The organism is Bacillus sp. J33, assembly GCF_000518885.1.
Lineage (GTDB): Bacteria > Bacillota > Bacilli > Bacillales > Cytobacillaceae > Cytobacillus.
The window spans coordinates 1-14,659 of the sequence record NZ_JAEL01000004.1 but is presented as its reverse complement, the minus strand read 5'-3'; the positions used below and the strand labels follow the sequence as shown (position 1 = coordinate 14,659).

The following is a 14,659-nucleotide window of genomic DNA, read 5'->3' as shown; positions in this document are numbered from 1 at the left end:
GCAAAAACTTGTAAAATAAGAGAAGGCAATCATCATGAAAGGTGCTGAAAAACGTGGAAAGCATTACTGTTGTTTCGCTCTTGGATGTTATTGGGGAGCTGTTTTCCGATGAGATTTCCATCGCGGTTTCCAATACGAAGGAATATATTTATTATCGGCCAAGCAAGCGGATTGATTTAAAAATAAGGCCGGGTGACATTGTAAAAGAAGGGACCATTGCCCATAAAGCTATTGGGACACAGCAGCGGGTGTCTGAGTTTATTGATCGGGATGTATTTGGCGTGCCCTATCACGGAATGGCAGTGCCATTTTTGCATGAAGGGAAGCTCGAAGGCTGTGTAACTGCCATTTTTCCAGCACTGACAGACGGCAAATCCGTTGTGACAATGAAAACGAATGATGGCTGGATCCCGATTCCTTTTTCAGAGGTAGTTTATCTTGAAGCAAAGGACAAGAAAACGTATGTACATACAGGCAGCAACTGCGGCACACATAAATACTCCCTTCAGGATTTTGAATATTCGCTGCCGAAGGATAGTTTCATCCGCTGCCACCGCTCTTTCATTGTGAATGTGAATCATATTAAGGAGATTTTTCCTGATACCCACTCAACTTTTTTGCTGGCTATGAAAAATGGGGACCGGGTGCCTGTCAGCCAATCCTACTCAAGTTATTTCCGAAAATTACTCGGTTTTTAGAAAATTCATCCTGGTTCAGTCTAAAAATTTGCTGTTTTATCGGAATTTTCCGTAATATAATCCAAAAATCCTGGCTCCCTCTTTTTCGCGGGTAAAATGATTACATATATCAAGATAGAGGGGATGAGCATTATGGAGAAACATTTAGACAGGATTAGAGATACGCGTTTGCATGACCGGATTGTCACACCTGAGGAAGCGGCATCCTGGATTCAGGACGGGATGACGCTTGGATTAAGCGGCTTTACACGTGCGGGTGACGTGAAAGCGGTGCCATTTGCATTGGTCGATCGTGCCAAACATGAACGCTTTAAGGTGAATGTCTATACGGGGGCTTCACTGGGTTCAGATGTTGATAAGCTTTTTGCTGAAGCCGGAATTTTAGGAAAGCGCCTGCCATTCCAGGCAGATCCGACAATGAGAAAAGGGATTAACCAGGGTGACTTCCTGTTTGTGGACCAGCATCTATCCCATACAGCCGAGCTGGTTCGCGCTAACGTCATGGACCCTGTCGATTTCGCTGTTTTGGAAGCGGTATCAATTACGGAAGATGGGATGATCATTCCATCTACATCAATCGGAAACTCGCTATCTTTTGCAGAAAATGCAAGATCTATTATTATCGAAATCAATCTTGCACAATCCACACAGCTGGAAGGCTTGCATGATTTATATGACCCGGGAAAGCAGGGGGAACGTGATCCGATTCCTTTAACAAAAGCGAATGAACGTATTGGAACGCCGGGAATTGAGGTTGACTTGGAAAAAGTGAAGGGAATCGTATTCACGAATCAGCAGGACTCTCCTTCTACGATTGTCTCTCCCGATGACGAAACCGTTTTGATGGCTCAGCACCTGATTCAGTTCCTCCGCAAGGAAATTGAATTAGGCAGGCTGACTAATAGCCTAGCGCCGCTGCAATCCGGAATTGGTTCTGTAGCAAATGCAGTGCTGCATGGAATGGTAGATTCGGAATTTGAGAATTTGGAAGTTTATTCTGAAGTCCTTCAGGATGCCGTGTTCGATTTGATGGATGCCGGAAAGGTGAAATTCGCTTCTTGCTGCTCGATCACTCTATCAGATAAGAAGATGAAAGAAGTATTTTCGAACTTTGACCGGTATAGAGACCGCTTAATCATGCGTCCGCAGGAGATTTCAAACCATCCTGAAATCATTCGCCGCCTCGGCTTGATTTCGATTAACACGGCACTGGAGCTTGATATCTATGGAAACGTCAACTCCACTCATGTCCTCGGAACAAAAATGATGAACGGAATAGGGGGATCCGGCGACTTTGCGAGAAATGCCCGTTTGGCTATTTTTGTAACCAAATCTATTGCCAAAGACGGCAAGATTTCAAGCATCGTGCCATTCGTGTCACATGTTGACCACACGGAGCATGATGTGGACGTAATTGTTACGGAGCAGGGTTATGCCGATCTTCGCGGTTTAGCACCAAGGCAAAGGGTTGAATTGATTATCGAGAATTGTGCACATCCGCTGTATCGGGATCAGCTCCGCGAATATTACCGGGAAGCTCTTGCGCGAGGCGGCCAAACTCCGCATGTTCTTGAAAAAGCACTCTCCTGGCACACTGACTTTGCAAAAAGAGGAACCATGCTGAAAGAAAAAGAAGCAGCCGCTCCGCAGTGGAGCTTTTGTTAAGCAATGACCGAACTCTGGGCTTTAAGGAGCCTGGAGTTTTTATATTGGAATAGAAAAATTCGAGTTTTAGAGGACGATTCCCTGCCATTTCTAAAGGGGAAAAGCCTGCTGCAACATAAAGCTTCTGTCGAATGATATCCTGAACTCATCGACAATCCTCCCATTCATTTCCCGGGAAAAAATCAGGCCGCATTATGGGTGCCAGCCCTTTCAATCAAACGTTTGATTGAAAATGACAAATAGCGAATAGCAGTGAAAGATGGCGCTTTGCAGGTGACAGGCACCTATACCACTCGGCCAGCTGGTATAGGTACCAGGTACATTTAATGTTACAATGGTAGCTACACTAACAAAACGATTGGGTGAACATATGGGTAAATCGATAAAATTAACGGCAGCGTCCAAATATAAAAAGAATTTTCAAGCTGGATATCCGCTTGTGACAGAAGAGTCTGTTCAGCGGCTTCCGAAGGGAATAGAAGAGGGGACCATCATTGAGCTAGTAGATGAGAATAACAGGTTTATTGGCAAGGGCTATTATGGCAGGCAAAACAAAGGCAGAGGCTGGGTGCTGACACATAATCAGCAGGAAGCGTTTGATGAAACGTTCTTTGTTAAAAAGTTTAAAAAAGCGCTGGAAAGGAGAGAAGCCCTTTTCAATGATCCAGATACAACTGCTTTCCGGGTCTTCAATGGAGAAGGAGACGGAATCGGCGGCATAACCATTGATTATTATGATGGGTATTATGTCATCAGCTGGTACAGTGAAGGGATTTATGCCTTTAAGAATATCGCTGTGAAGGCATTCATGAAGACGGCTGATGTAAAAGGACTTTATGAAAAGAAACGCTTTGCAGTAAAAGGCACTTATATTGAAGATGATGACTTTGTAGCCGGTGACCGGGCGTCATTTCCTCTGATAGTAAAGGAAAACGGCATCCATTATCCCATCTATCTGAATGAAGGAGCCATGGTCGGCGTGTTCCTTGATCAAAGAGATGTAAGGAAGACAATTAGGGACAAGTATGCTGAGGGGAAGCGCGTGTTGAACACCTTCTCCTACACTGGGGCTTTTTCAGCTGCTGCCGCTTTGGGAGGGGCTTTGAAAACAACCAGTGTCGACCTTGCCAACCGGAGCAAAAGCAAAACGATTGAGATGTTCAGTGTCAATGGCATTGACTATGAAGCACAGGACATTATCGTTGAAGATGTCTTCAACTACTTTAAATATGCCGTCCGAAAAAAGCTGAAATTTGATATGGTTATCCTGGATCCGCCAAGCTTTGCGCGCTCCAAAAAGCATACGTTCAGTGCCAGGAAAGATTATCCGGAACTGCTCGAACAGGCGATTCAAATTACAGGAAAAAACGGCATAATTGTCGCTTCCTCAAATTGCAGCACATTCAACATGAAGAAATTCAATGAATTTATTAAAAAAGCATTCAGTCAGACAGGAGACCGCTACAAAATCCTTGAAGAATTTACCCTCCCGGAAGACTTCCGCACCATCAAGGAATTCAAAGAGGGAAATTACCTCAAGGTAGCATTTATACAAAAGCTCTAAAAAGTGAGTGCCAGATGCCTATACCACTCCCGTTAAGTGGTATAGATACCTGGTACTTTCTTTAAGCAAAATTCCGAATGTTATAAAACTTTTTATGGTATGATAATTCTTAAAAAGCGCCGGACATCTATTCGGGTATGCACAACTGGTATCGGTGCCATTCGCCAAGAAAGAAGGTTTACATCATGCAGCGTTTTAGGGTTCATTACGCGTGGGTGATTTTGGTTTTGACGTTTGTTGCTTTGCTGGCGGCACAAGGAGTGCGGCTCTCGTTTGGGGCGTTTATGACACCGTGGGAGAGTGAGTTTTCCACAAATCGCAGCGTCATTTCGCTTGTAGCGTTTATCAGCTATATTGTTTTTGCCATTTCACAGCCTTATGTGGGAAGGCTGATTGACAAGTATGGAATCCGCCATATCCTCTCGTGGAGCATTTTACTGATTGGATTATCGACAATTCTCACCTTTTTCACAACCGGTCCATTCCAGCTGATGATTATTTATGGGGTGATCGCGTCTGTCGGTTTTGGAGGGGCCTCCAATGTAGCAGGAACAATTGCTGTAGCAAACTGGTTTGCTGATAAAAAGGGGATGGCCATGGGGCTCATGTCAGCCGGAACAGCAGCCGGACAGCTTGTCCTTGTTCCCTTGTCTTTGTTCCTAATCGACCAGCTAGGCTGGAAAACAACCGTCATTGTATTAGGCAGCTTTCTGATTTTCATTGTGTTTCCGCTGCTTCTCCTGTTTATCCGTTCCAGCCCGTCAGACTTGAACATAACAGCTTATGGTGCAAAAGAAGAGGCTGAAAAAAGCCTAAACGGCCAAAAGGAAGTAACGGCTAAGGAAACGCTCTCTATTTTCCAGCTCATGCGGCGCAAAGAATTTATGTTTCTTATGCTTCCTTTTTTCGTCTGCGGAGTCACGACAACTGGCCTGATGGATACACATCTTATCCCTTTTGCCCAGTATTGCGGTTTTACTCCTGGCATAACAGGGGCAGCTGTCAGTTTGCTGGCCGGTTTTAACATTATGGGGACAATCGCTTCAGGCTTTCTTGCTGACCGGTGGAATTGCAGAATGATTTTGGGATTTTTGTACGGAGTGAGAGCTCTGACAATTGTGATATTATTAATCATTGTGAATGATGCTTCCCTGTTTGGTTTTTTCATCTCACAATCACATCTATTAATTATGTTTGCGATCAGCTTTGGGGTGGTTAATTTTGCAACAGTGGCACCAACGATGAAGCTGGCAACTGAATACTTCAAGCATTTGTCAGTCGGGGCAGTAATCGGCTGGATCTATTTAAGCCATCAGCTTGGTTCGGCGCTGGGTTCCTTTGTTCCGGGTGTTTTATTTGACCTGACAGGAAGCTACGACAGTTCCTTTATTGCCTCCATCGTTCTGCTTGCCGGCGCTTCTGCGCTAAGTATCCTGCTTCCTAAACCAGGTGTCAGCTATCAGCAAAAGGCTGGACAAATGGCTGTAAAGAATAGTTAAAAAATGGCTGAAAATCGACACTTGTATTTTCTTCAGTTAAAATATGAATAGAATCATTTGAACGGTAAGGGGAGTCAGGGATGCACCGCAATGATGAATTATATCAATTTTTATTGAAAAAAACGTGGCAATTAACTGAAGACTGGTATGCAAATTTGGATAAGAGCGAAAGTGGCGGAATCTACACTTCCGATGATCCTGCAGTTATTGAAGGTGTCAAAAAACAAAATCATGAATTTCACAAGCAATTCTGTGAGGTTTTTAATAAAGATGAAGAGACCTTCTTTAATGATTTTGAAAACTGGATCGTAAAAGTGGCACAGGATGAAGATCATTTGCGTACGCCTTTACAATTGATTCTCCATGAATTCTTCAGAACACAGGGCCAGTACTTGGATTTAATCGATGAATTTATTGAAATGAACAATGGCCAATATGACTACAGCCAAATTTCAAGATGGCACAGGATTGTTGTAAGAACGTTCGGTGAAGTTGTCACATGGTTCACAGAAGAATATAATAATCATTCCCAAAAAAGGCTGGAGGCACAGCAGGATTTAATTCTTGAATTAAGCTCTCCGGTCATCTCTTTAACGAATGACATTGCACTTCTGCCGCTCGTTGGGGATATTGATACGGCCCGTGCTAAGAGCATGCTGGAAAATACCCTTCAGCAGTGCAATAAATTGGGGGTGAACCAGCTATTCTTGGATCTGTCAGGTGTTGTCATGATCGACACGATGGTAGCCCATCAGCTGTTCCAGTTAATTGAAGCACTGAGCTTGATCGGAGTAAAGACAACGATCTCCGGGTTAAGGCCGGAAATCGCCCAGACTGCTGTCCAGCTTGGACTTTCATTTGATAGCGTATCGATCAAGTCCACGCTTTCCAGTGCGATTAAATCAGCCAATTTAATACCAAGCTAATAAAAACACGATGAAGGCTGCCTTCATCGTGTTTTTTCGCTGTGCAGGAAATTATAAAATCCAAGTATGTGAATATCTTTGTCAACAGTTGTCTGCATCTAGCACAAGCACCTGGCCAGTTTTCATCCCGAATAGGCTCCCTTGAATATCTTGCGAGGAGCATGATTCGGAGAATGATGCTTCGAGCAGCTTCTTTTGTTCCTAATCCAGTCCTTCAACTTTCATTTCCTTAACAGGCAGGAATACCTCGCCAGTACCCAGATACTTCACGCTCACCTTATCGCCTTCCTGCAAATAGATGGCCATCGGTACTGCTTCAGATGAAACTACATAACTCTGGCGGTTGTCGAGTAAAAACGAGACAATTGTGAAATCACCGGACTTTTCTTTATAAACTCTCAAGACAGTGCCGCTTATCTGTTTTTCCTCTGCCTTCGAGCTTCCGTCCACTGTGCCGCCGCCTCTTTGAAGTGCGGTTTTATAAAGCTTTAACGCATCATTTGGCGTTGTGCCGTATGCGGAAATTTCCGGATTGGCTGCCGAAACAATAAAGTAATTCTGCAGGAATCCATTTGCGTCGAGAACTGGAGTCAGCCAGCTGGCTTCGCCGTAGAAGTTATAAAGAACAGGCATTTCACCGCTCCATTTTTTCTCAATAAACTTCTTCTCGATGATTTGCAGGGCTCCCTGGGAATCCATATACGACTCCTCCAGGTTGCCGGTAAAGAAGGTCGCTTCTCCTGTTCTGGAGTTTGTCAGTGAGTAGCCGAGCATTGAATCCACGCCTTCTTTCGGGCTTGTAAAATCGGTAAAATAGTACATGTCGCCATTCTCATCAAAAATGGGGCTTACATTTGCTTCGGTACCTTCATCTGAAGGAAGCCTTACATCGGTCTTGCCAAATTTGCTGTTCCAGAAGCCGTGAACATAATTTCCGTAATAGCTGTTTTGCAGGCTGACCGTTTCCGGCGACACGGCCCCATCAATAAAATCGGGAACATCTTGAAGCTTATAGGCCTTCGTTTTTCCATTCACCGGATCGACCATGACCATTCCCTGAACGTCAAAGCCATTTCGGGCAGAAATAAACTCACCGAAAGAGCGGATATAATAAGGCTTGCCGTCGTCATCCACCTCTAACTGTACATCTCCATAAAAGATTTGCTGAGGATACTGCATCCGGATATGACGCTCAATGTTTTTATTAAAATAGGACGATGGCGTGTAAACCATATCCGACTTCACAAATTTCGGATTGGCAGTGGAATCTGTCGCACTGATGGTAAAATACCCAGGTGTTTTGTCTCCATTCCACCATTTGAAAAATCCGGAAAACTCAACAGGCGCAATGTACACATACTCTCCATCGACCTTCTGGATCTGCAGGCTGCCGAGTTCATAATAGCTCGTGTTCGGCACCTGGCCAAAAGCCTTTTTCATCTTGTTGCGCGCAAATTGAGGAGGTACGCTGGCTGGCGTTTCCGTTTCGTCAAATGTCTCTATCTCCGTTTTCTCTTTCATTTTCGCACTTTCATATTTTTCATCAGCATTAAAGAGAAAGGCAGTTAAGAAGAATATACCGGCAATAAGGCTTCCGGCAAATAAAGCTGCTTTAATCATTCGTTCTTTCCCGGCCGCGAAAGCAGCTCCGCCAAGGGAAGCGATAATTAAAATTGGCCATAAGCCCGATAAATTCCGATCCAGATTGCTAAAATAATAAAACCCAAAAACAAGCAGGACGGTAACGATAAGAGTCCCAGCCACGATGCCTGTTCCAAGCTTTTTGCCTTCCTTCTCAGACTTGGCCATATGGCTAAATGGCATCAAAAGGACTGAAATTGCAAGTCCGGCAATCAGCGAAAAAATAAAGATGTTTCCCATGATTATCTCTCCTAATCAGTTCGTTACATTTCTTTACGGATGGATCATGAAAAAAGTTTCGTAAACTTTGCTGCTTTTCGGGCGGAACTAAGTTTAATCAGCGGACCAGAACTTATAAAGCAAAAGAGCCTTATAAAAAAATGAACGATTTCTGCCGAAGTGTCAGACATTAGCCAGCCTCTTACAGCTTCTCTTAAATTGTCAACTGAATCGAAAAGGATTTTCAAAGGCTTAACGCGAATAGGACTACCAATCTATTTTTAAAGGAGAATACATGTGCTTAGATATGAAGAAAGGGTTCCCGAAATGGAGCAAATATACCGTTTATATGAGAATGACGGCTGGAAGGATTTTTTAAAGCTTCCAAAAGAAACGCTGCATAAAGCGATGAAGCAGAGCTGGATGGTCGTAAGTGTCTATGATGGAGAGCGCTTAATTGGAACAGGGCGGCTTATATCTGATGGAGTTATCAATGCCTATCTTTGCGGATTAATCGTTGATCCTTCCTATCGCAGCAAGGGGGTGGGAAAGGAAATGGTGCGTATGATGGCAGAGCGATGCACCGAGGCGAAGCTCTACCTTCAGCTGCTCGCCGAGGAAGATAAAGCAGGTTATTATGAGAAGCTTGGGTTTGAAATGTTTACTTTGGGCTTTAAATACAATTCTTAAAACATTCAGACTAAAGGTGTAGCCAGTTTTCATCCATTCCGGCGATTTAGAAAGGGACGAACACCAATAAAATGGATATTGTAGCCAGCTAATGAAATGGAGGAATCATAATGGAAAAATATATTTGCAAAACGTGCGGAACACAATTTCCGCCTTCCGATCACGAGCCTGAAAGCTGTCCAATTTGCCAGGAAGAACGTCAGTATGTGGGACTGGGCGGCCAGGAATGGACCACAATGAAAGAAATGCAGGAATGTCATGCATACAGTAATGAAATATCCCAGAATGAACCCAATCTTTATAGCCTCACAACTGTACCTGAATTTGCAATCGGCCAGACAGCTTATTTGGTTCAAAATAATGGCTTCAATCTTTTATGGGATTGCATTACTTATATAGATGAGGCAACCATCCAAACGATAAAGGAGCTTGGCGGAATCCAGGCTATTGCACTTTCCCATCCCCATTACTACTCCTCCCAAGCGGAATGGGCGGAGAGGTTCAACGTTCCCATTTACATTCATGAAGATGACAGGGAATGGGTGATGAGGGACAGTAAGCACATCATTTTCTGGAGCGGAGAAAGTTTAAAGCTGCACGACGGCCTGGAAATCTGCCGCCTCGGCGGCCATTTCAAAGGTGGTGCAGTGCTCCACTGGCAAAATGGGAATAATGGAAAAGGTGTATTGCTGACAGGCGATATCATCCAGATTGTTTCCGACCGCAAATGGGTCAGTTTTATGTACAGCTACCCGAACCTCATTCCTTTGCCGGCCAAAACCGTTGAAAGAATGGCCGGTAAAATAAAGGCACTATCCTTTGACAGGATTTACAACGCATTTCATAGAGTCATAGAAAAAGAAGCAGGCCAAGCCGTTCAGCGTTCCGCAGATAGATATATAAAGGCAGTCAGCGGAGAGCTTTTTCAGACGTAACGAGTGTGCACGCATGCTCGTTATTTTTGTTTCCTATTTTTTTATCAGGCAGCATTGCTATTTTCATTGACATTAGCAAAGAATGTACAGATATTCAGTCTTGAAAGGTGACTGGATAAAATTTTTTTAGTAAAATTAGGTAAAAGAAAAGGGGTGGAAGCCATGCTGAAGAAACCAGAAGCAAACGAGTATGCACCATATTACAAAGCATATGTCAATTCCGTGCCTGAAGGTGATTTGCTGGAGATTCTTGCTGGGCAAAATAAGGAAACTGTTAAATTGCTAAAAGATCTGGATGATGAACAGGCTCACTTTCGGTATGCACCGGAAAAGTGGACGATTAAAGAAGTGATTGGCCATATCACGGATACTGAGCGCATCATGGCATACCGCCTGCTTTGCATCAGCAGAGGAGAAACGGCGATGCTCCCAGGGTACGATGATAATGAATATGTGAAAAATGCGAATTTTAACCGCTTCCCTATCAACGAACTTTTAGAGCAGCTGTCCATTGTCCGGCAAAATACAATTACTCTAGTAAAAAGCCTGGAGGAGGAAGCTTTGCTTCAGCGGGGAAACGCGAACGGAACCGAAGTATCCGCCAGGGCAATCGCCTATATTATTGCCGGGCATGAGCTTCACCACCGCAGCTTGATCATTAATCGGTATATGAGTGCTGAAAGCTATAGCCAAGGTGCAGGAAAATGAAAGGAATTGATGTAAAAGGCTGGCTAAAATCGCTCCTGTTCTCATTGGGCATAGCAATGATCATTAGGGCTTTTCTATTCTCGCCTTACTATGTGGAAGGGGCTTCGATGGACCCTACCCTCCATGACCAGGAAAAGATCTTTGTAAATAAATTTGAAGAGCTGGATAGAGGCGATATTGTGATTATTAAGGGCCAAGATAAAAACTATGTTAAAAGGCTCATAGGATTCCCTGGTGATGAGATAGAGATGAAGAATGACCAGCTATTTATTAACGGAAATCGGTGGGATGAATCCTACCTGTCTGAAAATCGCAAAGCAGCTGAAGGACTTGTGAATAACCTGACAGGTGATTTTGGGCCATTAATCGTTCCTGAACATCATTACTTTGTGATGGGGGACAACCGGCTGAAAAGCCTTGACAGCCGCAACGGCCTTGGTTTTATCCCTGAAGGGCAGATCATTGGTGTCAGCAAGTTTGTTTTTTATCCTTTTGAAAATATACGGGTAGTAGATTAGTTGCCTGAGAGCGGTGTGTTTTAAATTCCGCTCTATTTGCATATCTTTGAAAAATAAAAAGGGTGTTTCCATGGAAATTCTGCTAAATATAGCAATCTATTTTATTTTTGCTGCAGGATCTATGTATTTCTTTTTCGGCGGGGTACGGAAACCTGCTGGGAAAAATGGCATGAGGCATATTTGCCTGATTTTCTTAATTAGTTTTATAGTGTTGAGCGGGTATTATTGGTTTGGATTATAAAACGGTGTGGGGAGGGGTTAATTACGCTTATATGCATTAATGCTGAAGGAAATCCTCCCTTTTAATAGAAGGCTGTTTTCGTAGTTTGCTGCTATTCAGCGTAAGTTTAACAAGTTGAGTTGATTGTAGCGGAGGGCATTTGGCTCCCGCGTGAAAGCTAAAGTGCCCCGTGCTGTAATCAACGGGCAGAATTTAAAGTATAACAACCATTTTGGGAAAAGAGCCTAATTGAAACATCAATTGAAAATGGAAAGGACGTATACAAATGACTAAAATCGGTTTGATCAGGCATGGCGTTACACCATGGAATAAAGAGGGCAGAGCACAGGGCAGTTCGGATATTCCCCTGCATGAAGAAGGTATGGCTGAGGCTGAGCTATTGGCTGAACGGCTCAGAAATGAAAAATGGGATGTGATTTATTCCAGCAATTTGTTAAGAGCACGGCAAACAGCAGAAGTCATCAAAGAAAAATTCAGTCCTATTCCTATTCATTTTGACGCTAGAATCAGGGAAGTCGGAGGCGGCCTAATTGAAGGAACAACCGAAGCAGAGAGGCTTGAAAGATGGGGCAGCAGCTGGCGTGAAATGGACCTGGGATTCGAGCCCCGTGAAAGCGTGAGTGAAAGGGGAATGGAATTCATGAAGGAGATTGCGGCCAAGCACCAGGACGAAAATGTGCTTGTTGTCAGCCATGGTTCCTTTATCCGCCATATTTTAAAAGAACTGGTCCCGCATCTTGATTTGTCCAGCCCGTTAAAAAACACATCGATTACGAAGCTTTTTATAAAGGAAAGCCAGTGGGGATGCGAGCTGTATAACTGCACAAACCACCTTGAGAAGGAGCAAATTAAATAATCATGGGGAAGTAATTCGCCTTCCTAATTTATAAATAATAAAAACAGCAGGATGATCAATCCATGCTGTTTTTTTATGCTTTATGCTTTTTTATATCGGGTTTATAAGACGGGAAAGAAAAAGTAAACACAGTTCCTTCATCAATTTTGCTTTTTACCTTAACCGTGCCGTCCATTGCCCGCACGATGCTGAAAACAACCATCATTCCCAGCCCAGTACCTTTTGAACCTTTCGTTGAATAATAGGGTTCGCCAAGGCGCTGGAGCTGTTCCTGAGTCATTCCGACACCCGTATCCCTTATTTCGATTGTAATGTGGCTGCTGCTATATTGTGTTTCTATGTATAATTGTCCGCCGCGCGGCATCGCTTCAATTGCATTTTTAATAACGTTTAAAAAGCATTGGTGGAATTTCTGGCGATCACCTTCAATGGAACCCAGCAGGGCGAAATCCGAATTAATCTCAACAGAATTCTGGTTGGCGGTTGGTTTTAATATATTAATTACTTGCATAAGCTCTTTTTTTACATTTATTTCTTCTATCTTATCTAAAGCAGGCTTGGAAAAGGTTAAATAGTTCTGGATGACCTGCTCGGCTGATTCCAGCTCTGATTTCACAATGGTCAAGTATTCCTGCCGTTTACGGGGCGGAAGTTTTTGCTCCTGCAATAATTGCACAAATCCGATTGCTGCTGTTAAAGGATTCCGGATTTCATGAGAAATGGCAGCACCCATTTGCTCGACAGCTTCTAGCTTCTCGGCCCGGACAAGGTTTTCGCGGATATCGAGATTTTTCTTTGCAAACTCTATCACATACGAAATCATGCCAGCACCCAATGGAGGGATTACCAGGTAGGCAAACCAGGCGTCAAAGCGGTTTTGCGGCGGAATGGCTATTTCCATTGTAATCACGGTCAGGACACTTGTAACCACAGCCAGCATTATGGCAGTTCGAATTCTCTTTCTTGCAGCTTGCCTCCAAAACCATGGATACAGCTTCCAGAGAGTAATCCCCAACGGCAAATATAAAAGGATATTGGTATAAAAGCCGGGTTCGATGCCATAAAAGCCTCTCATAATAATAAGGGAGACAGCCAATAGCGGTCCAATCCCGACATATAATCCACCGATAATGATTACAATGATTCTTAGATCGTAAAAATAATGTGGGTCTGGCTGATAAGAAAACTGAAAGCAAATCCACATCATAAACAAAAACCAGATATAGGAGCAGCCTTTTGAAAAACGGAATTTCGAGCTTTTTTCCGCCCATACGAGCACCAAAAATAAGATGACGATCAAGAGCGATAAATTAAAGAAAAAATGCTTCGTGATTTCCACCGTTTCACCTGCCCCATAAAAAAGATGTTATACAAAAATTCTATATTGTTTCTTTTTATTGATTATAACTGATTTAAATTTTAGCACATTTTAGTGAAAATTGTCAGAAAAAATAAAAAGTATGGTAAATTAAGGTCTTTAAGAATTATATTAAAATAAAGGAGGGGGAAAAGATGAAATGGAATATTATGGGAACCGGTGAAATTGGAGCAGATAAAGTAATGAATTTCTTTACAACCCATTGGGGCACCCCCGAAATGGTCATTTCAAGCGGTGTGTTTGACTGCAGCAAACTGGATGGCTTTGCTGCAATCGATGAAAAGGAAGAATTGGTAGGTCTGCTGACTTTTATCATAACAGGTCATGATTGTGAAATTATCTCTTTGGATAGCATCAGAGAAGGCAAAGGGATTGGCACTATGCTTGTTGAAAAAGCGGAAGCTGCTGCAAGGGCTCATGGCTGCAGCCGAATTCATCTCATTACAACTAACGACAACCTGAATGCACTAAGATTTTACCAAAAAAGAGGATATACGCTTTGCAGACTACACAAAGATGCTGTCAAAGAAGCGAGAAAAATCAAGCCGCAAATTCCGCTGGCCGGCTATGATGGAATTCCAATACGAGATGAAATCGAGCTGGAAAAGGGTTTATAGGGGCAAGAGATGTGATATGAGGTTGCTATTAAACTGATATCCTTCTTTTCCGATTTTTTTAATCGTAAGTGTGATGGCCATGTCCAATCCGAAAATGGCCTTGGCTAACACGCTGCTGATTGTATTTCTATTGTTATTAAAAATTGGCTGTGTTAAAGCTTATTGATAATTTTAGCATCCTGTTGATTGGGTAGAAGGTGCGATCTCATCGAAAATGCTACCGCATTTCCTTACGACGAGGTGTTTATTCAAGGATGCTAATTCAATGTCCTGCGTGAGAAGCGTGTCAGCGGGAGACCCCGAAGGTGCGAATGCACCGGGGAGCGTCAGACAGCCCGCTGAACGCTGGATTGTCTTGGCGGCACAGGAAAAGAGATAAAGAGATGCATGCCTGCCCTCATGAACTCTACATAGCGACCATTTTCCAGGCCGCTCACCGATTTCCGTCCTCATGAACTCTACATGTCGACCATTTTCCAGGCCGCTCACCGATTTCCGTCCTCA

14 protein-coding genes are annotated in these 14,659 nt (G+C 43.4%); 12 read left to right on the top strand and 2 right to left on the bottom strand.

Annotated elements, in window-relative coordinates; genetic code table 11:
• Positions 1–53: 53 nt before the first annotated feature.
• The 5 genes from L634_RS0100965 (at position 54) to L634_RS0100945 (ending at position 6,352) form a co-directional block, all read left to right on the top strand.
• On the top strand, positions 54–698 hold the full coding sequence (locus L634_RS0100965; protein ID WP_026580822.1) for a LytTR family DNA-binding domain-containing protein: 645 nt from the start codon (positions 54–56) through the stop codon (positions 696–698).
• 132 nt (positions 699–830) lie between these two features.
• The gene (locus L634_RS0100960; protein WP_026580821.1) at positions 831–2,363 is read left to right on the top strand and encodes an acetyl-CoA hydrolase/transferase family protein; all 1,533 of its coding nucleotides are present in this window, start codon (positions 831–833) and stop codon (positions 2,361–2,363) included.
• Between the two features lie 370 nt (positions 2,364–2,733).
• On the top strand, positions 2,734–3,927 hold the full coding sequence (locus L634_RS0100955; RefSeq protein ID WP_026580820.1) for a class I SAM-dependent rRNA methyltransferase: 1,194 nt from the start codon (positions 2,734–2,736) through the stop codon (positions 3,925–3,927).
• A gap of 185 nt (positions 3,928–4,112) precedes the next feature.
• Positions 4,113–5,426, top strand: a complete 1,314-nt coding sequence (locus L634_RS0100950; protein WP_026580819.1) for an MFS transporter — start codon at positions 4,113–4,115, stop codon at positions 5,424–5,426.
• A gap of 80 nt (positions 5,427–5,506) precedes the next feature.
• Complete coding sequence (locus tag L634_RS0100945; protein WP_026580818.1) at positions 5,507–6,352, top strand: STAS domain-containing protein; 846 nt, start codon at positions 5,507–5,509, stop codon at positions 6,350–6,352.
• A gap of 201 nt (positions 6,353–6,553) precedes the next feature.
• On the opposite strand, the gene L634_RS0100940 is transcribed toward L634_RS0100945, so the two are convergent.
• Complete coding sequence (locus tag L634_RS0100940; protein WP_026580817.1) at positions 6,554–8,233, bottom strand: membrane protein; 1,680 nt, start codon at positions 8,231–8,233, stop codon at positions 6,554–6,556.
• A gap of 276 nt (positions 8,234–8,509) precedes the next feature.
• Here L634_RS0100940 and L634_RS0100935 point away from each other — a divergent pair, with 276 nt between their 5' ends.
• From L634_RS0100935 to L634_RS0100910, 6 genes are all read left to right on the top strand, one after another.
• Complete coding sequence (locus L634_RS0100935; protein ID WP_026580816.1) at positions 8,510–8,902, top strand: GNAT family N-acetyltransferase; 393 nt, start codon at positions 8,510–8,512, stop codon at positions 8,900–8,902.
• Positions 8,903–9,012: 110 nt separating this feature from the next.
• Positions 9,013–9,837 carry an MBL fold metallo-hydrolase gene (locus tag L634_RS0100930; RefSeq protein ID WP_026580815.1) on the top strand — a complete coding sequence of 275 codons (825 nt, stop codon included), beginning with the start codon at positions 9,013–9,015 and terminating at the stop codon, positions 9,835–9,837.
• Positions 9,838–9,999: 162 nt separating this feature from the next.
• Positions 10,000–10,545, top strand: a complete 546-nt coding sequence (locus tag L634_RS0100925; RefSeq protein ID WP_026580814.1) for a DinB family protein — start codon at positions 10,000–10,002, stop codon at positions 10,543–10,545.
• Complete coding sequence (lepB, locus tag L634_RS0100920) at positions 10,542–11,063, top strand: signal peptidase I (RefSeq protein WP_026580813.1); 522 nt, start codon at positions 10,542–10,544, stop codon at positions 11,061–11,063. The genes L634_RS0100925 and lepB overlap by 4 nt, the downstream gene beginning before the upstream one ends.
• Before the next feature lie 70 nt (positions 11,064–11,133).
• Positions 11,134–11,304 (top strand): hypothetical protein, encoded by a 171-nt coding sequence (locus L634_RS33180; RefSeq protein WP_157452324.1) that lies wholly within the window; start codon positions 11,134–11,136, stop codon positions 11,302–11,304.
• A gap of 265 nt (positions 11,305–11,569) precedes the next feature.
• On the top strand, positions 11,570–12,160 hold the full coding sequence (locus L634_RS0100910) for a histidine phosphatase family protein (protein WP_026580812.1): 591 nt from the start codon (positions 11,570–11,572) through the stop codon (positions 12,158–12,160).
• A gap of 73 nt (positions 12,161–12,233) precedes the next feature.
• Here the strand turns inward: L634_RS0100910 and L634_RS0100905 are convergent, their stop codons facing one another.
• Entirely contained in the window at positions 12,234–13,499 is a 1,266-nt protein-coding gene (locus tag L634_RS0100905; protein ID WP_026580811.1) for a sensor histidine kinase, read from the bottom strand.
• Positions 13,500–13,672: 173 nt separating this feature from the next.
• Here L634_RS0100905 and L634_RS0100900 point away from each other — a divergent pair, with 173 nt between their 5' ends.
• A complete protein-coding gene (locus L634_RS0100900; RefSeq protein WP_034261679.1) occupies positions 13,673–14,155 on the top strand; it encodes a GNAT family N-acetyltransferase in 483 nt (160 codons plus the stop codon).
• Positions 14,156–14,659: the final 504 nt, after the last annotated feature.

Excerpts from the sequence above, each read along its gene's own strand:
- L634_RS0100960 (WP_026580821.1), top strand. The coding sequence starts at position 831 with ATGGAGAAACATTTAGACAGGATTAGAGATACGCGTTTGCATGACCGG.
- L634_RS0100955 (WP_026580820.1), top strand. The coding sequence starts at position 2,734 with ATGGGTAAATCGATAAAATTAACGGCAGCGTCCAAATATAAAAAGAAT.
- L634_RS0100950 (WP_026580819.1), top strand. The coding sequence starts at position 4,113 with ATGCAGCGTTTTAGGGTTCATTACGCGTGGGTGATTTTGGTTTTGACG.
- L634_RS0100945 (WP_026580818.1), top strand. The coding sequence starts at position 5,507 with ATGCACCGCAATGATGAATTATATCAATTTTTATTGAAAAAAACGTGG.
- L634_RS0100940 (WP_026580817.1), bottom strand. The coding sequence starts at position 8,233 with ATGGGAAACATCTTTATTTTTTCGCTGATTGCCGGACTTGCAATTTCA.
- L634_RS0100930 (WP_026580815.1), top strand. The coding sequence starts at position 9,013 with ATGGAAAAATATATTTGCAAAACGTGCGGAACACAATTTCCGCCTTCC.
- L634_RS0100925 (WP_026580814.1), top strand. The coding sequence starts at position 10,000 with ATGCTGAAGAAACCAGAAGCAAACGAGTATGCACCATATTACAAAGCA.
- lepB (WP_026580813.1), top strand. The coding sequence starts at position 10,542 with ATGAAAGGAATTGATGTAAAAGGCTGGCTAAAATCGCTCCTGTTCTCA.
- L634_RS33180 (WP_157452324.1), top strand. The coding sequence starts at position 11,134 with ATGGAAATTCTGCTAAATATAGCAATCTATTTTATTTTTGCTGCAGGA.
- L634_RS0100910 (WP_026580812.1), top strand. The coding sequence starts at position 11,570 with ATGACTAAAATCGGTTTGATCAGGCATGGCGTTACACCATGGAATAAA.
- L634_RS0100900 (WP_034261679.1), top strand. The coding sequence starts at position 13,673 with ATGAAATGGAATATTATGGGAACCGGTGAAATTGGAGCAGATAAAGTA.